This window comes from Sporosarcina sp. NCCP-2222 (genome assembly GCF_023168145.1).
Lineage (GTDB): Bacteria > Bacillota > Bacilli > Bacillales_A > Planococcaceae > Sporosarcina.
Genome location: NZ_BQYK01000001.1, coordinates 314,306 through 333,258 on the forward strand (window position 1 = coordinate 314,306; position 18,953 = coordinate 333,258).

The 18,953-nt window shown below is 47.2% G+C and carries 25 protein-coding genes and 1 other annotated feature; all 25 genes read right to left on the bottom strand.

What is annotated here, in order from left to right; all coding sequences use genetic code 11:
• Positions 1–606: Holliday junction branch migration DNA helicase RuvB (gene ruvB, locus NCCP2222_RS01765; protein WP_248509036.1), on the bottom strand; the 606-nt coding region annotated here is incomplete at its 3' end.
• Between the two features lie 21 nt (positions 607–627).
• A complete protein-coding gene (ruvA, locus tag NCCP2222_RS01770) occupies positions 628–1,233 on the bottom strand; it encodes a Holliday junction branch migration protein RuvA (protein ID WP_238082260.1) in 606 nt (201 codons plus the stop codon).
• A gap of 510 nt (positions 1,234–1,743) precedes the next feature.
• Positions 1,744–2,616, bottom strand: coding sequence for an aminoglycoside phosphotransferase family protein (locus NCCP2222_RS01775; protein ID WP_248509038.1), 873 nt, complete (start codon positions 2,614–2,616; stop codon positions 1,744–1,746).
• A gap of 7 nt (positions 2,617–2,623) precedes the next feature.
• Positions 2,624–3,760: a LysM peptidoglycan-binding domain-containing protein gene (locus NCCP2222_RS20705; RefSeq protein ID WP_282570629.1), complete on the bottom strand. Its 1,137-nt coding sequence runs from the start codon at positions 3,758–3,760 to the stop codon at positions 2,624–2,626.
• Between the two features lie 153 nt (positions 3,761–3,913).
• Positions 3,914–4,780: a prephenate dehydratase gene (gene pheA / locus NCCP2222_RS01785; protein WP_248509040.1), complete on the bottom strand. Its 867-nt coding sequence runs from the start codon at positions 4,778–4,780 to the stop codon at positions 3,914–3,916.
• Positions 4,781–4,799: 19 nt separating this feature from the next.
• Positions 4,800–5,255, bottom strand: coding sequence for an ACT domain-containing protein (locus NCCP2222_RS01790; protein WP_248509041.1), 456 nt, complete (start codon positions 5,253–5,255; stop codon positions 4,800–4,802).
• 43 nt (positions 5,256–5,298) lie between these two features.
• Positions 5,299–6,588: a GTPase ObgE gene (gene obgE, locus NCCP2222_RS01795; RefSeq protein ID WP_248509043.1), complete on the bottom strand. Its 1,290-nt coding sequence runs from the start codon at positions 6,586–6,588 to the stop codon at positions 5,299–5,301.
• An 11-nt stretch (positions 6,589–6,599) separates the two neighbouring features.
• On the bottom strand, positions 6,600–7,121 hold the full coding sequence (locus NCCP2222_RS01800; protein ID WP_248509045.1) for a Spo0B domain-containing protein: 522 nt from the start codon (positions 7,119–7,121) through the stop codon (positions 6,600–6,602).
• A gap of 128 nt (positions 7,122–7,249) precedes the next feature.
• Positions 7,250–7,534 (bottom strand): 50S ribosomal protein L27, encoded by a 285-nt coding sequence (gene rpmA / locus NCCP2222_RS01805; protein WP_238082273.1) that lies wholly within the window; start codon positions 7,532–7,534, stop codon positions 7,250–7,252.
• A gap of 15 nt (positions 7,535–7,549) precedes the next feature.
• On the bottom strand, positions 7,550–7,873 hold the full coding sequence (locus NCCP2222_RS01810; protein ID WP_248509047.1) for a ribosomal-processing cysteine protease Prp: 324 nt from the start codon (positions 7,871–7,873) through the stop codon (positions 7,550–7,552).
• Between the two features lie 6 nt (positions 7,874–7,879).
• Positions 7,880–8,188 carry a 50S ribosomal protein L21 gene (gene rplU, locus NCCP2222_RS01815; protein ID WP_184210394.1) on the bottom strand — a complete coding sequence of 103 codons (309 nt, stop codon included), beginning with the start codon at positions 8,186–8,188 and terminating at the stop codon, positions 7,880–7,882.
• 13 nt (positions 8,189–8,201) lie between these two features.
• Positions 8,202–8,275 (bottom strand) — a sequence feature (ribosomal protein L21 leader region).
• 39 nt (positions 8,276–8,314) lie between these two features.
• Complete coding sequence (locus tag NCCP2222_RS01820; RefSeq protein ID WP_248509052.1) at positions 8,315–8,929, bottom strand: site-2 protease family protein; 615 nt, start codon at positions 8,927–8,929, stop codon at positions 8,315–8,317.
• Complete coding sequence (locus NCCP2222_RS01825) at positions 8,919–9,476, bottom strand: peptidoglycan DD-metalloendopeptidase family protein (RefSeq protein WP_248509053.1); 558 nt, start codon at positions 9,474–9,476, stop codon at positions 8,919–8,921. Before NCCP2222_RS01825 ends, NCCP2222_RS01820 begins: the two co-directional genes overlap by 11 nt.
• Positions 9,477–9,642: 166 nt before the next feature.
• On the bottom strand, positions 9,643–10,440 hold the full coding sequence (minD, locus tag NCCP2222_RS01830) for a septum site-determining protein MinD (protein ID WP_248509054.1): 798 nt from the start codon (positions 10,438–10,440) through the stop codon (positions 9,643–9,645).
• A gap of 1 nt (position 10,441) precedes the next feature.
• On the bottom strand, positions 10,442–11,116 hold the full coding sequence (gene minC / locus NCCP2222_RS01835; protein ID WP_248509055.1) for a septum site-determining protein MinC: 675 nt from the start codon (positions 11,114–11,116) through the stop codon (positions 10,442–10,444).
• A gap of 24 nt (positions 11,117–11,140) precedes the next feature.
• Entirely contained in the window at positions 11,141–11,662 is a 522-nt protein-coding gene (mreD, locus tag NCCP2222_RS01840; protein WP_238082287.1) for a rod shape-determining protein MreD, read from the bottom strand.
• Entirely contained in the window at positions 11,659–12,555 is an 897-nt protein-coding gene (gene mreC / locus NCCP2222_RS01845) for a rod shape-determining protein MreC (RefSeq protein WP_248509059.1), read from the bottom strand. The genes mreD and mreC overlap by 4 nt, the downstream gene beginning before the upstream one ends.
• A 19-nt stretch (positions 12,556–12,574) precedes the next feature.
• Positions 12,575–13,591 carry a rod shape-determining protein gene (locus tag NCCP2222_RS01850; RefSeq protein WP_184210408.1) on the bottom strand — a complete coding sequence of 339 codons (1,017 nt, stop codon included), beginning with the start codon at positions 13,589–13,591 and terminating at the stop codon, positions 12,575–12,577.
• A 90-nt stretch (positions 13,592–13,681) separates the two neighbouring features.
• The gene (gene radC / locus NCCP2222_RS01855; RefSeq protein ID WP_248509769.1) at positions 13,682–14,356 is read right to left on the bottom strand and encodes a RadC family protein; all 675 of its coding nucleotides are present in this window, start codon (positions 14,354–14,356) and stop codon (positions 13,682–13,684) included.
• Between the two features lie 22 nt (positions 14,357–14,378).
• Positions 14,379–14,981 (bottom strand): Maf family protein, encoded by a 603-nt coding sequence (locus NCCP2222_RS01860; protein WP_248509060.1) that lies wholly within the window; start codon positions 14,979–14,981, stop codon positions 14,379–14,381.
• Between the two features lie 96 nt (positions 14,982–15,077).
• Entirely contained in the window at positions 15,078–15,734 is a 657-nt protein-coding gene (locus NCCP2222_RS01865; RefSeq protein WP_248509061.1) for a hypothetical protein, read from the bottom strand.
• 89 nt (positions 15,735–15,823) lie between these two features.
• Complete coding sequence (locus NCCP2222_RS01870; protein WP_248509063.1) at positions 15,824–16,579, bottom strand: prepilin peptidase; 756 nt, start codon at positions 16,577–16,579, stop codon at positions 15,824–15,826.
• Positions 16,576–17,265 carry a pilus assembly protein PilO gene (locus NCCP2222_RS01875; protein WP_248509065.1) on the bottom strand — a complete coding sequence of 230 codons (690 nt, stop codon included), beginning with the start codon at positions 17,263–17,265 and terminating at the stop codon, positions 16,576–16,578. Before NCCP2222_RS01875 ends, NCCP2222_RS01870 begins: the two co-directional genes overlap by 4 nt.
• The gene (locus NCCP2222_RS01880) at positions 17,258–17,890 is read right to left on the bottom strand and encodes a hypothetical protein (protein WP_248509067.1); all 633 of its coding nucleotides are present in this window, start codon (positions 17,888–17,890) and stop codon (positions 17,258–17,260) included. Before NCCP2222_RS01880 ends, NCCP2222_RS01875 begins: the two co-directional genes overlap by 8 nt.
• Positions 17,890–18,846 carry a type IV pilus biogenesis protein PilM gene (pilM, locus tag NCCP2222_RS01885; RefSeq protein ID WP_248509072.1) on the bottom strand — a complete coding sequence of 319 codons (957 nt, stop codon included), beginning with the start codon at positions 18,844–18,846 and terminating at the stop codon, positions 17,890–17,892. Before pilM ends, NCCP2222_RS01880 begins: the two co-directional genes overlap by 1 nt.
• Positions 18,847–18,953: the final 107 nt, after the last annotated feature.

An 18,953-nucleotide genomic window follows, 5' to 3' on the forward strand; every position in this document is an offset into this window, starting at 1 on the left:
CATGATCTCCACGTCAAATAAACCCGCGCTGCGCTGGATAATTTCTTGCAGAGGCTTCACTTCATAATATTCCAGCCTGAGCGGCACGCCAAAGCGATCTCGCAGCGGAGCCGATAAGGATCCGGCTCTCGTCGTTGCGCCGATCAATGTGAATGGAGGCAAATCGAGCCGGATTGATTTGGCAGCCGGCCCTTTGCCGACAACGATATCAAGGCAAAAATCCTCCATTGCCGGATAAAGGACTTCCTCAATAGCCCGATTTAAACGATGGATCTCATCAATGAATAGAACATCACCGGGTTCTAGGGAGGAAACGACTGCAGCCAGATCACCAGGACGTTCGATTGCAGGACCGCTCGTCATTCTGACATTCACACCCATTTCATTCGCAATAACGGCTGCAAGCGTCGTCTTGCCAAGTCCTGGCGGCCCATACAGCAAAACATGATCCAAACTCTCATTACGCCCTTTGGCCGCCTCGATGAAAATGCTCAGATTTTCTTTTACCTGTGCCTGTCCAATATATTGTGACAATGTCTGCGGCCTGAGCGACTGCTCAAATCCTTCATCAAAATGGGAATGTTCACTGGATACGACCCGTTCCATCCAAGCCCCCTCCTTTCAACTCTATTTCTGTTTCAATAAAAGCTGCAAAGCCAATTTCATATAGCCTTCCGTGTCGCGCTCCTCTTTTTGAAGATGTGGTTTCACCTTCGACAGCTCCCTAGCGGAATACCCAAGTGCTTCAAGGGCCAATAGCGCCTCTTCCAAATCATCGTTTTCTGCCATCGATAACAGGGATGGCTCGTCACCGGGCATGTCGATCTCGAGAAACAGATCATGCAATTTACCTTTCAAATCCAGAATCATCTGGCGTGCTGTCTTCTTGCCCACCCCTGGGAATTTCGTCAGAAAACTCTCGTCCTCCCGTTCAATCGCACCGACGACTTGCGAAGGAATGCCGCTCGCCAAAATAGCCAAAGCACCTTTCGGGCCAATACCGGACACAGTTATCAACTTTTTGAACAGCTCCCGCTGCTCCAATGTTTTAAAGCCTAACAACCATTGCATATCTTCTCTGACATGCATATAGGTGAAAACTTGCTGGATCTCTTCCGTCTGATGGAACACATAAGGGTTCGGTGTCATAATCTGATAACCGATTCCGCCTTGTTCCAGCGTTATGTATTCCGGCGTTACACGCGTAACCTTGCCTTTTATATAATCGTACAAAGAACTCTCCCCCTACATCAATATTACGATTATAGCATACGAACGGGTTTTCTACCTATCCAAGAGCAATAGATTACATGGAAGAGAAATGAAAGTATTATCTGTCATCCATCCTTTTTTATCTGATTCGATATTGTTCCTGTTTTCGCGCAATAAACATAAGACCAGCGAGCCTTTGCAGCTTCCTTCTATGCATTAATTTACATTACCAAAGGATACCGTCTATTCATTTTAAAAAATAGCTATCCACCATGCATCACTCATGGCAACTGCGCATTGATTCACCACACCCGCGCATAACCATCACGTACCCACGCATAATGCATCTCTACGTATCCTTTACCTGCTAACTAATTAAGTAAAACAAACCATTCATTCTAACAAAAAAAAGCCGCTGCAAGAGCGGCCATCCAGTTATCTCTTATCGTTTTTAAACGAACCCTCGATTCCTGTTCCATTCAAAAGGTAGCATCTCACCGAAAAGGTCATGTAGATAATGGACTCCCCATATTACTTCATCCTTTTTTCCACGTCATACCATAACTTCGGCCAAGCAAATAACGCGGCTTCCGTAAACGGGATGAGCTGCCTCGCCAACTTTTGCTGATTGTGTTCGGGCAGCGTCAAGAGATGAAGCCATTCCCTGAGTATTTCATTTGGATACAATAGCATCGCTTTTGCACTTCGGTTCATCTTGTCAAGCGCCTGTTGTTCGTCAAAGAGAAAATCGACATTGTAGGAGACATGCGGTAAAACCCGATGGCTCCATAACGCCAGCTCGGTATCCGGGTGTGAGGTGCAAGCCAGATCGAAATCAATTAAACGTATAACCCCATTTTCATCCCGTAGAATATTATGGTGCACTACGTCTCCATGCAGTAAGGTGTGCTGCCCGATTGCTTCTTTGGCGTGTTGCTTAACAATCGGCAATGCTTCCTTAGCATAAAAAATGATTTCCTGTACTCGGCGAACACCAATCAGTTGTTGAAAAAAAGCTCGATGATCGAGGAACCGGCTAAGCCGGTCGGTCCATTTCATCATTAATGGATAAGTATGCAAATAGGGAGACACCTTCCAATTAAAATGCCGATCTGTCTGGTGAAGTTCCCGCAATGCAGTTAAAGAATCTGTTCGATCCGACCGGCGTTTGTAGCTGACCGGCCTTGCATTTTCCAGCCATGGTTGTTTGAGCAACAATCGATCCTCCGTCGGCAGTAATGGCACGATATGCGGAAAATTCATTTTCTCCAATTCTTCATGGACATATTTCACTTTGACGGCAGTAGACAGGGAACTATATTGCTTCAACGAATATTTCTTACCGGCCTCTTCCACTTTCCACACATTATCTTTGATCTGCTTGACATTGGGCTCCAGCGTCATACGCCGGTCAATAAGCTCCGTACGAGTTGTAGCCGTATTGTGGTCCAGCTATCGGCATCGGATGATACGGTCCATGATACGGTGCCGGCATGCCCCAGCACGGGTGCTGGTACATTGGTGAAACATGCATAGGCTGTTGTCCGCATCCACAGTCACAGCCTTGACTGCAACCGAACTGGTAAGGCTGCGGTTGCATTGGATAGATGTGAAATGGCTGATTTTGAGCAGGCGAAATCATTTGAGGCACATACCCCTGTTCAGGCGGACAGTGCACGGATTCCTCCCATTGCTGCTGCATCATCGGTGATTCCTTCTCTTCTTTTTCAAACATCGGTGACTCCACCATTTTCCAACCACCCGACATCGGATATTGCGGTGGGAACGCGCCTGGTGCCTGCCCAGGACAGATTGGCGACTCTTCCTTATAATCCTCTTTCACTTCAGGCATGTATGGCATTTGCATTTGTGGCATTTGCATTTGTGGTGCCTGCATATGAGGTTGTTGCATCGGATGCATATGCTGATGGCAATCGACATCAAAACACGGCATGCATCCACATGGTATCGTAAAGATTGGTTGAATGTATTGCGGCATCGGATATGGCATCGGCATTGGATACGGCATTGCCACCGGCGGCATCTGTGGTGTTTGGACTGTTGGTGATTCCTCTTCGAGAGTCGGCATAGACGGCGGCATTGGCGGCAACTGTGGTGTTGGCGGTATCGGTGTCATGGTAGGCGGCTTTGAAACAGGCGGCTTCACGCTTGGCGGCCTTTCCGAGCTAGGCGGTTTCGTCGGGCTAGGTGGTTTCGTTGCACTCGGCGGCTTCATCATTGGCGGCTTCGGCACTTCTGGTGATTCCTCTGCAGTCGGCAGCGGAATTGGAGGCGCCGGAGTCGTCGGTTTAGATGGCTGAGCCGGTTTTTGATGGGGCTTTACCGCTTCCCCTTTTGTTTTAGGTAATGTCGTTCCAGGCTTTGCTTGGTGTTCATGTTTCGCAGGCAAAAAGATCTTCATTCCAGGCACAATATAATCCGGGTTCGCCAAATGGGCGTTCACCCGTTTCAACTCTTCAAAGGGAATCCCATACTGCCTTGCGATTTTCCATAATGTATCCCCTTTTACCACTACATGGACTTCCACTAAAAAAATCCCCCTTCCATCAATCCATCGTATGAACGAACGCCCGTATTTGTGACCTTTATTTTCGTTAGGCATCCTTACTTCCATGTATACTGCCGGATGACTGCCAATATACATAAAACGCCACGTTCAAAATTTTGAACGTGGCGTTTATTATGCATATGTAAAGTATGTGCCGAATGAGCGAACCGAGCAATGAAGAGCGGCTAGTTCCTCCATCGCGCCTTTCATCATCGGATGTTCTTCCGATTCCATGACATCAATGATGAAAAAGTAATTCCCTAGTCCCGTCTTTAAAGGCCGGGATTCAATTTTACTTAAATTTAATTTACGCCAGGCGAAAACTGATAGAATTTGATGCAGCACCCCTGACCGATCATCTTCTGGCAGCTTCACCATCAGGGTGGTCTTCGGCTGTCCTGAGTGGCCGTCCGTTTCAAGCTGGCCTTTTCTCAATGACAGGACAACGAACCGGGTATGATTAAAATGAAAATCATGAATGCTTTCCTCTGAAATATGCAGATCGTATTTTTCGGCAGCCAATCGGTTACCGATGGCGGCAATCCTTTGTTCAGGATGCTCTGCAACATATTTCGCGGCAGCTGCTGTAGAGGTTGTTTGGATAAGCGGAACACGCCGGTAATGGTATTGCAAATATTTATGGCATTGCGCGAGAGCGTGCGGATGAGAGTGGACAGATTCCACTTTTCCGCTGCCATTCGTATGTAATTTATTCACCATTAAATGTTGTTCAATAGGAGTCGATATTTCTGCATTGATAAACAGTTCGCTCCCATGGAATAAATAATCAATTGTTAACGGTACCGAACCCTCAAGTGCATTCTCGAGCGGGACGATCGCGTAGGCGACATGCCCTGCCGAAACGGCTTCGATACAGTCTGGAATCGTCGGATGCGGCACGAGGCCTGCCTCATCGAATAATTGTGTCGCCGCCACATGCGTGAACGATGCCTCGGGTCCTAAATAAGCGACTGATGGTGTAAATGTATCCTTAGCCATGGTAAACCTCCTAGCCAATTCAAAGTGCGCCTGAACTGATCAAATGGACGGAATCGATAAAATTTGGCGCTTTCATGCGCTGCATGAATTCATCCATTTTTATCGGCATTTCCGTTACATCCAGCGATAACGTAATATTTGCACGGCCCTGCACTGGAATCGTCTGGTGGATTGTCAGAACGTTGCACCTTGCATCTGAAATGATTTGAAGAATGGTCGCAAGAGACCCTTGACGATCTTCCAGTTGAATGAAGATCGTCAGGATGCGCTCTCTGGCGATGGATTCGAACGGGAATACCGTATCCCGATATTTATAATAAGCACTCCGGGACAGGCCGACCCGTTTTGTCGCTTCTTGGATTGTCCGTTCTTCCCCACTCGCAAGCAGTCGTTTTGCCTCGAGCATTTTTTGCATCGATTCCGTTAAAACGTCTTCCCGCACAAGATAAAATTGTCCTTTTCCAAGCGGATTCATAGCACGCCTCCCCCAAACGGACCGTAATTACAGGTCTTCTCTCTTATTCGATGAATTCAAATTCAAAATCCAGGATCCGAACAATATCTCCATCCTGTGCACCGCGCTCACGAAGCGCATCGTCGACTCCCATGCCACGCATTTGTCTTGCAAATTTCCGAACAGATTGGTCGAAATTGAAATCCGTCATCTTGAACAAGCGTTCTAACGTATAACCCGACAGCACATAGGCGCCGTCATCATCCCGAGTGATTTTGAAGTCCGGCGTTTCGCTCTCATGCTTATACATGACCGAATGCTCCTCTTCATCATGCTCTTCGTACATCGGGAATTCCGGTGTCGTCTCCAGCAAATCAGCTACCGCAAACAACAAATCATCCAGCCCTTGGCGGGTGATCGCTGAGATCGGGAATATCCGGATGGACTCATCGTTCAGCTTCTCTTTGAACAGTTGTAAGTTCTCTTCCGAATCCGGCATGTCCATCTTATTTGCCACGATGACCTGCGGGCGCTCCATCAACCGCAAATTATATTGTTCCAGCTCCGCATTAATCGTTGTGTAATCTTCATACGGATCTCGTCCTTCCAATCCAGACATATCGATCACATGAATGATGACGCGGGTTCGTTCAATATGGCGAAGGAACTGATGCCCTAACCCGACACCTTCATGTGCCCCTTCAATCAACCCAGGCAAATCCGCCAGCACGAAGGTCCGGTTGTCCACTGTTTCAACCATACCCAAATTTGGGACGAGCGTCGTAAAATGATAATCTGCAATTTTCGGCTTGGCTGCAGAGACAACTGAAAGCAACGTCGATTTGCCGACACTAGGAAATCCGACCAGGCCTGCGTCTGCCAAAACTTTCAGTTCCAGCACGATTTCCCTTTCCACGCCCGGCTCTCCTTTTTCCGACAGTTCAGGCGCCGAATTCTGTGGTGTCGCAAAACGGGAATTTCCACGTCCGCCACGTCCGCCTTTTGCAATAACAGCCGTTTGTCCGTGCTCAACGAGATCGGCGATAACTTCGTCTGTCTCGGCATTCTTGACGACTGTGCCAGGAGGAACCTTGACAACCATATCTTCTCCTCCACGGCCATGCTTGTTCTTACTGCCGCCATGCTCTCCTCGCGGCGCTTTAAAATGGCGCTGATAACGGAAATCCATTAACGTCCGCAATCCTTCGTCGACGATAAAAACGACATCGCCTCCTTTGCCTCCGTCACCGCCAGCAGGGCCGCCGTATGCGACGTACTTCTCACGGCGGAACGCAACCATCCCGTCTCCGCCATCCCCGCCTTTGACATATACTTTTACATGATCGACAAACATAGTTCTTCCTCCTATCGCCCACTAATCGTGAACGTCCATTGGCCATCATCGGCCGTTTCCGTAATCGTAATATTTAAATTGCCTGTAGTAGCCGGACATACAACAGGCACTGTTTCTTCCAGTTCCATTTGGATGCTCCACTCCGAATCAGTTGCTGATACGTGAATGATTAACTCATGATCATCCAAAGGATTCAAAACGGCTGCGACCGATTGAACTACAGTTTCCAAATAGTCTGCTACCGCACGATCGTCCACTGCCCGATCAACAGCTGCCACAATATCGCACTCAATCCGTTTTGAGAATTCAGTATGGACCCAATCAAACGTATTCAGCCATTCCTCTACCGAAGGCATGCGCAGCCTTTCCAGCATAGCCATGGAGCGTTGCCGTTCCGTCGCTCCTAAAATCGCCTTCCTCGCTTCTTCTTTATTATCCAAATCGATATATAATAATATTAACTGAAGCTCATTCAAAAAATCATGTCTGGCAAATTTCAGCGCTTCCGTCACCGTTAATTGTTTGGTATCCATTTTTTCACCGCCAACTGTGTCATACTTTAAAGTATAACATTTCATCAGTTGGAAATACATGAAGGAAACGCTGATGAATCCAAAAAAGGACTGCATATTAACTATGCAGTCCTGTTTCTTGATATCCATTAAGCTTCCTTAGGATAAACGCTCACTTTCTTCTTGTCGCGGCCAAAACGTTCAAAACGAACAACGCCGTCAACTTTTGCGAAAAGTGTATCGTCACCGCCGCGGCCAACGTTTTCACCTGGGTGAATTTTTGTTCCGCGCTGGCGATAAAGGATTGAGCCGCCTGTTACGAATTGTCCGTCAGCGCGTTTTGCGCCAAGACGTTTCGATTCAGAGTCACGACCGTTCTTTGTAGAACCTACCCCTTTTTTCGATGCAAAAAACTGGAGATCCAAACGTAGCATGTGATCCACCTCCTGTCATTTGAAAGTAATCTGTATATGGTTCCCATAATCTTGTTCAATCGTCTGCAATGAAACAATCATCGCCCTGACAATCAGTTGGATATCAGCATCCTTTTCCGTAACCGGAAAGTCTACTTTCATATATCCTCCATCCGATCCTTGCTTAATTTCAGGCGTAATTCCAGTCAATGCGATGATCGCGTTGACGGATCCGAACGAAACGGCTGAAGCCCCTGCACAGACAAGGTCTTTTCCATATTCGGCAAAGTCGGCGTGGCCTTTCATTTCAAAAGAGCTGATGCGGCCCGATGGCTGTTCAGTGATAATGACTTCGATCATGCCGGCTTACAGATTGATGCCTTCGATGACAACTTTCGTGTATGGCTGACGATGACCTTGCTTCTTGTGGTAGTTCTTTTTCGGCTTGTATTTGAAGACAGTGATCTTCTTGCCGCGGCCATGCTTAACGATTTTACCAGTAACCGTTGCACCTTCCACGAATGGAGCGCCAACTTTCACGTCTTCTCCACCAACGAATAGAACTTTGTCGAATGTTACAGTTTCCTCAGCTTCGCCGACTACTTTTTCGATGTAGACTTCTTGGCCTTGTTCGACTTTGATTTGTTTTCCACCAGTTTCAATGATTGCGTACATACTTGCACCTCCTCTATAGACTCAGACTCGCCCTCCAAGGTGATCCAAACGGATGCTTGTACCTTATCAGCGCGGTTGTAGCACGGGTGCTACAAACAATAACATTAAAATATTACCACGCCCTGGTTACTGCGTCAACTGTTTTTCAATTAACCGTTCATAAGCATACTCGTATTTGCGATATCGGTAAGAAGATATATTCTGAAACAATAGAAAAGCAGCTAAGCACATATAGAGGAGTGTATCAGGAAAACCATTCAGCAAAACTAGCAATCCGGCCGCCAATAAAAGAATAGAACCCATTAAAAAAAGAGACTTCGATTGTTGTCTCTTTTCTTTACGCTCCAGCAGCGTACTCAGCGCCTGTCCTCCATCCAAAGGAAGTATAGGGAGCAAGTTTATCAGAAGGATGGCCAGCTGGATTCTCTTTAACTCGGCAGAACCCGGTACAGTATTAAAACTTACGATTATCAGCAACAGGGCTGTTGCAATGGGACCTCCCAGCGCTACACCAATCCTCGCCTTTTTAGAATAAAGAGAGCGTTTCGGTATGGAAAGCTCGCCGCCGTAAGGAAGAATGGTACAGGAACGGACACGCATTCCCGCCCATTTTGCGGCCAGAACATGTCCAGCCTCGTGAACTAATAGAGACAGAAAAATGAGGGCATAAAGAGATATACCGCCGGTCAGAGCCAAAAAGGCAAAAAACGGCAAAAGGATGGGGTGGAGCTTAATTCGCATCGGCCGGTTCCGAGAAATACGTGGCCAGCATGTCGGCATCCAAATTTATTCCTTCCCGCTTCACTTGCAAATACATCGTCTCTTCATTCATCAGAGCGAGTGTATCTCCTTTCTTTACAGTTGTATAGGGCAACTTCGAGATGCTTCCGACAAATCCATACGTCACCTCGTCACCATCATCATATAGAACCGTCACTGTTTTACCCGATTGTCTGGTAGACCCCGTGAAAACGACCAGGCCATCCCCTCGGGCAAGAACTGGCATTGGTTGAGAATACGAGACGATGACACCTTTTTCATAGGGTTGCATTGATTCATACGAGGCAAAAGGAACTTCATCCTCCTGCTTCCCCGTAACAGCTATCGTTTCCGTTTTATCGTCTCCCAATATAGAAGCGACCCATTTCTTCATCACAATAAAATCCTTCCCCGTCGTAACATATTGTGTAACGGGTTTCTTGACCAGCCCAACCTCTTCCAATTTCGCGACGCCGATAACTCCGATCGTCAGAACAATTGCTGCCATCCATTTTGTTTTCCATTTCATCCGCCGCACCGCCTTTTTCCCAGTATATGACGAGGACAGGCAGAATATTATGGGCGAACGCCAAGAGAATTGAAAGAAAGTTCAGTCGTTCATTTCATTTCTAACGGCGCGGCCAAATAAAAACACACCTACTTGGCATTTTTTCATACCAAGAGGTGTGCAGGCGTCATTTTGCAAATAATGATTTCAATTTCCCAAAAAAGCCGGGTTTCCCTGTATCCAACGACATGAGCGGAACCGATTCACCCAATATGCGTCTCGCAATATTGCGGTAACCGATCGCCGCCGGGTTGGAAGGGTCCATCACGACAGGCTCTCCTTTGTTAGAAGAAGAAATGACGTTTTCATCATCCAACACAATCCCAAGCAGATCAATCGATAGATGGGTCGTAATTTCATTGACATCGAGCGCATCGCCCCGATTAACGAGCTGGCTCTTGATCCGGTTGATAATGAGCTTTGGCGGGTCAATCGGCTCTGCTTCCAGCAGGCCGATGATTCGGTCTGCGTCCCGAACAGCCGAGATTTCAGGCGTCGTGACAACAATGGCACGATCCGCGCCAGCTACAGCATTTTTATAACCCTGTTCAATACCGGCCGGGCAATCGATTAAAACGTAATCATAATCACGCTTCAATTCTGTGACCAGCTCTTTCATTTCTTCAGGGGAAATGGCGGTTTTATCTGTCGTTTGAGCGGCTGGCAATAAAAAGAGCCCATCCTCGAAACGCTTGTCTTTCACTAAGGCCTGGTGAACTTTACAGCGGCCCTTGATCACATCAACGAGATCATAAATAATACGATTTTCAAGGCCTAGGATGACATCCAGATTCCGTAGACCGATATCTGTATCAACAAGGCATACCTTTTTGCCTTGCAGGGCCAATGCAGTTCCAAGGTTCGCAGAAGTCGTTGTCTTTCCGACTCCGCCTTTACCAGATGTTATTACAATTGCTTCCCCCACATCAGCTTCCTCCTTTGAAAGTTGACAGATTTGGCCGGAGAATCCGAAGTTCCTGCAAACGATCAATGGCGATGAAGCCATTTGAATGAATGTAGGCACATTCCATTTCCGGTTGTTCCGATAAGATTGTCAGTTCGTCCGTCATCGTTTCCATCTTATCAGCAATGATCAAATGCGTTGCCTCAAGCCATGATGCAGCGATCACACAATTTTCGTTTCCGCCAGCACCGGCATGAGCCATCCCCTTCAGGCGCCCGAGCACATAAATGCTTCCTGCAGCCACGACTTTGCCATTCGGGTTGACATCTCCGATGACAACGAGATCGCCTTCCGCTTCAATCACTTGCCCAGAGCGAACGATGCCGATATACGTTTCGGACTGGCGTTCAACGATTTTCTGATTACATTCATCCATAGAGATAACATCACTCTGAATTTTAGAGACACGCAGATGAGGCGACTCATGCACAATCGCCATAATCTCCCGCAGCTCTTCCTCATTGCAGAATCGGTGTCCCGTGTGGACTTTAACCTCTGCTACGCCTTCTAGGCTGTTTTCGCTCACTTTTCTGCGGAGTTCCGCAATCATATCCGAATACGAGCATTTATCATCAAGTCGGAGGACAAGGCCGTCTTTTGTCCCTTTTATCGTTACAAATTGCTGTTTCGTCGTCATTTGCGTCCCCCACAATTTCTTGAGTTATGATCCGGCCTGATTTTGCATTCCTCTTCCGGTCATCACTTTTTTGAACAACCAGCCGAACATTCCAATAAAGATGGCATTGGCAATCATCGTCGGCACCAGGCGTCTCACGATGAATTCATCCAAATGGATGGAAGTCAAAGCAATCAGACTGGCAAAGAAGTAAGAAAGCAATTCAAGTAACACGATGAGTATCACCGATAAGAACATCACGGTAACAATATGACGATGTACTTGGCGTATTAGCAACGCACCGAGATAACAGACCAGCGGATATAAAAAAGTATATACTCCAATAATATCAATGTGATACATATCATACAAGAGTCCAAGTATTAAACCTAACAGGATGGCTCGCTTCTGATTGTAATAGACAGCGAGAAAAATGAGGTAGACGATGACAAAACGGGGTACAAGTATATATTCCATGCCCCCTATGTCGATCGGGGAAAACAAACTAAAAACAGGCTCCAGGAAAAAGAGACAGACCGCAAGCAGAGGGATGATGAACCGGCTCATGATTCATCCTCCCCCTGGTCTTCCGTCGGACTCTCCGTATCAGTACCATTTTTATATACTTCCATCTTCCGTTTGGCAATGACAACGTGATCGAGCATGGAGAAATCCGCAGCCGGGCGGATATAGGCCAATTTCGTCAAGCCGTAATCATCTGTCGACACTTCTGTCACTTCCCCGATATAAAGGCCTTTCGGGAAAATACCGCCTAACCCTGAAGATTCTACTTTCATTCCCACTTTAACATCAAAACTCGAATCAATCCGTTTCATGATTAATTCTCTGCGGTCCGGGTCATACCCTTCAATCAATCCAAATACGGATGTTTCACCCGGGATGACGGCAGCCACTCGGAAATTACGGTTTTCTGTCGAAAGAAGTTCAATAGTCGAATTCGTTTTCGTCACATTAACTACTTTTCCGACCAGCCCTTTCGCTGTTATTACCGCCATGTCCAATTCCACTCCGCTCGTCGAGCCACGGTCGACAATGACTTTCTCCTCCCATTGATCGGGATTCCGCGAGATGACCGTCGCCTGGATCGGATCAAATGCCCGCAAGTCTTCCGTCTTACCAATCAACTCTCTCAAGCGTTTGTTTTCTGCTTTGACGTCAGCCAGCTCCACTTGGTTCGAAGCGTACTCTTGCAGTCTCGCTTTCAATTGCTTGTTTTCCTCATATGTATTCAATATCCCGTCAATCTTTTCGATTGTGCCCGTAATATAGTGCGCCGGCTTCGAAAATAAGGATTGTCCGAAGCCGACGACATCTTTCACTATCTGTTCTGGGATCGAAGCATTTCTGCGATCCTTCAGGGAGAATGAAATCAATGCCACAAGCACGATGACGCCAACGAGCAATAATATCAATCGTTTATTTGAAAAAAATCGCGGCATTGGCCCAAATCCTCCCTACTTATTTCGCTTGCATCTTTTTAATGACATCGAAGTTATCGAGCGCCTTGCCTGTACCGATCGCCACACAATCAAGCGGATCTTCCGCAATGAAAACAGGCATATTCGTCTCGTCTGAAATCACCTTGTCCAAGTTTTGCAGCAACGCACCGCCGCCCGTCAAGACAATTCCGCGTTCCATGACGTCCGCAGACAATTCAGGTGGAGTTGCTTCCAATGTCTTTTTGACGCCTTCAATAATTTGTGTAATGGATTCACGAAGTGCTTCTACAATCTCGTCCGATGTGATTTCAAGAGTTTTTGGCAAACCTGTCAATAAATCGCGGCCTCTGATTTCCATCTTATCTGCTTTATTCGTTACACGTGCCGATCCAATTTCGATTTTGATCGCTTCCGCAGTCCGTTCACCAATCGTCAAATTGTACGTTTTGCGTATGTAACTGATGATGGCTCCATCCATGGAGTCACCGCCAACACGGATCGATTCACTCGTAACGATACCGCCTAAAGAAATAACAGCTACCTCTGTCGTACCGCCACCTATATCGACGACCATACTTCCTGTAGGTTCCCAAACTGGCAAATTTGCTCCGATTGCTGCCGCAAATGGCTCTTCAATCGTAAATGCATCTTTTGCCCCAGCTTGTCTCGCCGCGTCAATGACCGCACGCTGTTCTACAGATGTGATGCCATAAGGAACACAAACCATAACATTTGGCTTTTTCCAAGCGCTTCCTGCCGCTTTTGTCGCTTCTTTCATGTAATGCTCGATCATCGCTGTCGTAATTTCAAAATCTGCGATAACCCCATCTTTCATTGGACGCGTTGCCACAATGGACCCCGGTGTACGCCCGATCATGTTTTTCGCCGCGCTTCCGACTGCTACGATTTCATTTGTCACTGTATTTTTCGCTACGACGGAAGGCTCCCGAAGTACAATACCTTTACCTTTAATGAAAACTAATGTATTAGCTGTGCCAAGGTCAATCCCGACATCTCTTGAACCTAATCCAAACAAATCTGTTCTTCCTTTCTTCTCGACCGTTAAAAATGGTCTTCTTAAAATCATACAACACATTATAACGGATAGAAGAACAAATTCACAGTGTCACATATACCCTTTCTCTTTTAGACTGATAAAACGATGGTCCCCAATGATGACATGATCCAGTAAATCAATGCCTACAATAGACCCTGCTTCAACTAATCGTTTTGTCACTTCGATGTCCTCAGGAGAAGGCGCCGGGTGGCCTGACGGGTGATTATGCGCGACAATGATCGAGGCGGCCGACCGCTTGACTGCTTCCCTGAAAATCTCCCTCGGGTGCACAATCGAGGAGTTCAGGCTGCCAATAAATACCGTCTGTTTATGAAGCACTTCATTTTTCACATTTAAAAATAACACGACAAAATGTTCCTGCTGCAACGTTGACATGTCCGTCATCAAATAGGCTGCCGCGTCTTCCGGCGAACGGATCGTATATCGTCCTTCCGTATGTTTCTGGTACAGCCTTTTTCCTATTTCAACAGCAGCTAAAATCTGGACGGCCTTTGCCTGCCCCACTCCTTTGACAGACATCATTTCCTCAATGGTAGCGTCTCTAAGATCTTGTATTTTATCAAAAGACGTTAAAATTCGGTTGGCAAGCATCAGCACCGATTCCTCTTTTGTTCCAGTCCGCAACAAGATAGCAATCAGTTCTTGGTTCGACAAACTGCTCGCTCCTTGACGGATTAATCTTTCACGCGGCCTATCCGAAATATGGACGTCCCGAATCATCATTTGCCCCCTCAGCTTCGTCAATTCAGGCGTCGCCTCCTTGCAGGGAAAGGATGTTCATCTCTCGCAACCGGCTGGCCAATTTGGCGATCGGCAAGCCGACAACATTATAATAATCCCCTTCGATTTTATCGACCAACAGAGCACCAGCCGTCTGAATGCCATACGCTCCCGCCTTGTCCATGGGATCCCCTGATTCAACATACCAGTCAATCAAATCATCATCCAAGTCCTTGAAAAACACCTTAGTTTGCTCACATAAAAGGCTGCTTTGGCCACCATGCAAAATCGCTACCCCCGTATAGACCGAATGGGCTTTGCCAGAGAACTCACGCATAAACCGGATTGCTTCTTGCGCATCAACCGGCTTATGGTATATGGCATCTTCAAATACGACGATTGTATCAGCGCCGATGACCACCGCATCTTGCAACTTTTCTGCAACCGCTTCTGCTTTAGTCTGTGCCAGGGTCTTGACGAAGCCTTCGAAATCCCTCCCTTGCAACTCCAGGTCTTCCTCGACATCACTAGGCATCACTTCAAACGGAATGCCCGCCATCTCCAGTAATTCCTTTCGTCTTGGGGAAGAGGAAGCCAAGACAATTTGTTGTTCGCTAAGAAATTTCATTTATGAAAACCTCCTTTTCCCTATCATACTTGAGAAAAGGTTCATTGAAAATTGTCCAGAAAACGCGATATCTTCATTTTCTGACCCTAATTGGCTTCAAAATGAAATTTTCGCACACCCGTCTTTAATAGAATAATGAGATAATAAGTACACACGAATGACTTGCAGATCGCTTGTAAACGCAGTAACGGCGGTAATTTGTTTTGCAAACTCAGGTCCGATTCCCCCACTCGGATCACTGCTTGAGGAAGCAGCCAAATCTTTAATTTTGGCTATATCCGTTTCTGCCAATATCTCCTTCAATTTGCCTGCTCCTGATGCAGAACAAGCGGCCGCTTCTACTGTAAAAGGTTTTCGATACGTTTCTTGTGCAGCATCCGCATCTATTTCCTGTTCGGTTAACCCGATTGCACTCCAGACGAAATATTGGTCTTGCGCTTTAACAACCGACGCATCGGAGAGATCGGGCCGACCCGCAATGAAGGCGGAAGCGGATTGGTCTGTCGAAAAGACTCCATGTTGCTTGGCGTACAATTGTAGCGACGCACCTGGTACGGGATTGTCTGCTGGCGCTTCGACAGCAGGTGGCCCCGAAGCAGGCACCTCCTTTACAGCGGCTTTTTTGTCCTTCACTTTATCCCCTGTACCGACCAAAATGAATCCGACAATGGCAACCGCTGCGACGCCGATCACGACACCATGAAGCACTGCCATCAGAACTGTTATCTTTGAATACTTCCTTCTGAAGTTCATGCCTGTCCACCCCGTTTTTAGTAACTGTACCAAACGGAATGTGAAAAAGAACAAGACGTATGTCGCCTTGCTCTTAAAAACTTATCGACTTATTGAAATAAATTGCCGTACCAATCGACAAAAGCGGCTCCCCAAAAATAGGAAACAAGTGCAGCTAACGCAATGGACGGACCAAAAGGCACAGGCGTTTTGCGCCCTTTCCCTGTTCTTTTCAAGTGGATGATACCAGCGATGGATCCCGCCAAGGATGCGAGAAAGAGCGTAAGCAAGGTATCGACTGTCCCGATGGCGAACCCGATGGCAAGAAATAATTTTATATCTCCACCGCCCATGCCGCCTTTCGACAAGACAGCGATCAGAAATAAAACCGCAAAACCAATTGCACCACCAAGCACGCTGTCCCACCATGGATCAAGGGGGATGAAAAAACGAAGAACCAAAAACAACACAGCGGCCGGCAGCACCACTTTATCGGGGATAATCATATAAGCAAAATCTGAAACGGTTATAATGACGAGCATGGAGGATAGCAAAATTGCTACCATCAGCTCAGTGCTCCAGCCGAAATGATAGAAGGAGTATGCAAACAGAAGCCCCGTCACCACCTCCATCACCGGGTACATGTAGCTGATTCGGTTATCACAAGTACGGCATTTGCCGCCCAACACGATATAAGAAAGAACTGGTATCAAGTCCAGAGGCTTCAATTGTCTCCCGCATGAACCACAATGGGAGGGCGGCGAGACAATCGACTCCTTTTTGGGCACACGCAAACCGACGACGTTAAAGAAAGAACCGAAGATTAGTCCATACACGAAAAACAGCCCAACGTATACAGCCGTCACTGCTCGCTCTCCTCCCCATCCGGTCCGTTCGAATTGAATGGACTCGGATCGTCCTTGGCAGCAGGCTTTGGCGCATCGACTTTTGGCGCTTCATCCAAAAGAGCTGTCAGATCGGGACGATAAAAAGCTCTGAATGAAATAGATAACTCCAGTGTCCGTGGTTCTTCGGATGTAGTTCGCAGTTCCTCAGGAACAGTGAATTCCATTGAATCCACAATAAAAATCCGATCCATCTCTTCGATCACATTAATGAAACGGTCGACTTGAGCGTAGGTACCCGCTTGCAGTTTGACCTCGACCAAAAGTGTTTGGATGACCGCCGCATCCTCAGATGGGGGATCCAGTACAAGCGGTTCACGGCTGAAATTCACTTCCTCGACAACCGTCCCTGATTTCACTTCGGCTTCGCCAATTTGAAGCAGGACCTTGTCATCCAGGGGAATAACAGGCACTTTCGCCTGCAGCGGTCGGGAACTTGAATAGCCAGCCGTCTCCACTTTCGCCTTTTGCTTTTCCAGCGCAAACAGGACATTACGTTCATTGGAAACGGTGTTTGCTGCAAGTGCATTGGCTTCCTTCGCAGGCACATAGAGACGGAAGTAAGAGAACAGAGACAAAGCCAGCAGGAAGATGGCGGATAGGATAACAAGAGCCATCTCCTTTTGCCGTTTAGACAAATTACTCATCCGGATCCTCCCCTTCCTGCTCCGTTTCCTGCACAGCCTCCATCTCGGCCATTCGGCTATCATTGAATTCAATGATATAAGTCGCTTGATAACGCGGAATTTCAGACGACATCATAGGAGATCCGTCTGCTGACTCTAAGTGTTCAGCGGTAACCGATTCGATAGAAGCATCTACGATTGCCTCACTCGAAAGAAGGCGTGTGAGATAATAGGAAGCAGCTTGTTTATCATCAAACTGGACGGTCACCTCTGCAAAATGAGGCTGTGTAAACGTGAAATTGACGAAAAAGCCCCGTTCCGGCAACAATGCAACCATGTCACGGAGAAGCGGCAACGTCTCATACCGATGCCCTTCCAAAAAACGAATCGACTGCTCCAAATCAGCAACAGCCGTTTTCGTACCACCTGCTGGTTGGGACGATTCACTGCCCTGAAGTGCTGCCTGGTCCTGCTGGATGGCAATGATCTGTTGGTCCAATTTTTCAGTATCCGACGCAAGTCTTCCCGCCAGAACAAAGAAAACCACCCAAATAAGGAGGGCCACGCCAAGCAGGCTGATCGCAAGGATCAAAAGTCTAGAGCGTTCCTTCTCCTTTTCAGGCAATAGATTAATATCGATCAGCATCACGTCACCTCTTTCAGTGCAAGGCCGACAGTCCGGTTGAAAGAAGGATCAAGCGCTTGGCCATCCGGCAAACGGAGCGGCTCACCCGCCAACACTTGCGCCTTGACGGAAAAACGATCTCGAGCAAGAGCAAGAAGCTCGTCCATACCTTCAAAATCACCATTTACAAGGAGATGCGTAATGGATGCAGCACCGTTCAGCATGTTGTATCGATAAAAGTTCATCAGTTTTTCAAGCTCCATAACAACAGACATCGGCGTGACAGTCGATGAGGCCGCAGCTGCTATTCCAGAAATCGTCAAATCCGCCGCCTGATCCAAATCGACAGGCCGCATAAAAAGAGGATAATAATTATGGAAAATCGAAACTGTCAACCGACCGGCGTGCAGATCGGCAAGCATGACATGCTCCGAACCATCATACGCAAACAACCGATGCGCCAGCCGATACAAAGCGAGCGGACTTATGTCGCAAGCGACCGGATCCAGCTTCACGGCTTTCAGCACATCCTCATACCCGTTTAAAACACTTTCTTTGGACGCAATTAAAATCGCTTCATGGCCTTGCACAGCCGGCGTATACGGAACGACGTCGAACACCGGATCATCAAAAGGCAAATAGATCGTCGAACCGATTTCAATGAAGAAATGGCCCTTCAATTCATCCAGCTGCACATCATCCGGATAAGAAACTTTTCGGATCAGCACATATGTATCAGGGGCCAAAAAACGGACATCCCGCTTCGCGATGCCCCAATCTTTCAAAACCCCTTCCAGAAGAACGGTCAACGTCTCCGCATCAACAATCTTCCCATCGACAATCGTATTCGGCGGCAGCACAATCTCCTCAGCCGCTTCCACAACAAGCGGATCGAGCGACTTCAAGCGGACATACCGCACCGCATCGTCCTCAATCGTAAGCGAAGCCGTCCGCGAACGGCGCGAAAAAATGGACATCCCGTCAACTCCTGGTGAAATTTGAGAATAGGTTAGTAGTTTTAGTATAGCAAATGGGTAAGAGGTGAGGAAGAAAGAGATGTAAGAAAGAAAAAATTTTACTCAAT

Coding starts and splice junctions, on each gene's coding strand:
- NCCP2222_RS01775 (WP_248509038.1), bottom strand. CDS start 2,616: ATGACGCTGGAGCCCAATGTCAAGCAGATCAAAGATAATGTGTGGAAA.
- pheA (WP_248509040.1), bottom strand. CDS start 4,780: ATGGCTAAGGATACATTTACACCATCAGTCGCTTATTTAGGACCCGAG.
- NCCP2222_RS01790 (WP_248509041.1), bottom strand. CDS start 5,255: ATGAATCCGCTTGGAAAAGGACAATTTTATCTTGTGCGGGAAGACGTT.
- obgE (WP_248509043.1), bottom strand. CDS start 6,588: ATGTTTGTCGATCATGTAAAAGTATATGTCAAAGGCGGGGATGGCGGA.
- NCCP2222_RS01800 (WP_248509045.1), bottom strand. CDS start 7,121: ATGGATACCAAACAATTAACGGTGACGGAAGCGCTGAAATTTGCCAGA.
- rpmA (WP_238082273.1), bottom strand. CDS start 7,534: ATGCTACGTTTGGATCTCCAGTTTTTTGCATCGAAAAAAGGGGTAGGT.
- NCCP2222_RS01810 (WP_248509047.1), bottom strand. CDS start 7,873: ATGATCGAAGTCATTATCACTGAACAGCCATCGGGCCGCATCAGCTCT.
- rplU (WP_184210394.1), bottom strand. CDS start 8,188: ATGTACGCAATCATTGAAACTGGTGGAAAACAAATCAAAGTCGAACAA.
- NCCP2222_RS01820 (WP_248509052.1), bottom strand. CDS start 8,929: ATGCGAATTAAGCTCCACCCCATCCTTTTGCCGTTTTTTGCCTTTTTG.
- NCCP2222_RS01825 (WP_248509053.1), bottom strand. CDS start 9,476: ATGAAATGGAAAACAAAATGGATGGCAGCAATTGTTCTGACGATCGGA.
- minC (WP_248509055.1), bottom strand. CDS start 11,116: ATGACGACGAAACAGCAATTTGTAACGATAAAAGGGACAAAAGACGGC.
- mreD (WP_238082287.1), bottom strand. CDS start 11,662: ATGAGCCGGTTCATCATCCCTCTGCTTGCGGTCTGTCTCTTTTTCCTG.
- mreC (WP_248509059.1), bottom strand. CDS start 12,555: ATGCCGCGATTTTTTTCAAATAAACGATTGATATTATTGCTCGTTGGC.
- radC (WP_248509769.1), bottom strand. CDS start 14,356: ATGATGATTCGGGACGTCCATATTTCGGATAGGCCGCGTGAAAGATTA.
- NCCP2222_RS01860 (WP_248509060.1), bottom strand. CDS start 14,981: ATGAAATTTCTTAGCGAACAACAAATTGTCTTGGCTTCCTCTTCCCCA.
- NCCP2222_RS01865 (WP_248509061.1), bottom strand. CDS start 15,734: ATGAACTTCAGAAGGAAGTATTCAAAGATAACAGTTCTGATGGCAGTG.
- NCCP2222_RS01875 (WP_248509065.1), bottom strand. CDS start 17,265: ATGAGTAATTTGTCTAAACGGCAAAAGGAGATGGCTCTTGTTATCCTA.
- NCCP2222_RS01880 (WP_248509067.1), bottom strand. CDS start 17,890: ATGCTGATCGATATTAATCTATTGCCTGAAAAGGAGAAGGAACGCTCT.
- pilM (WP_248509072.1), bottom strand. CDS start 18,846: ATGTCCATTTTTTCGCGCCGTTCGCGGACGGCTTCGCTTACGATTGAG.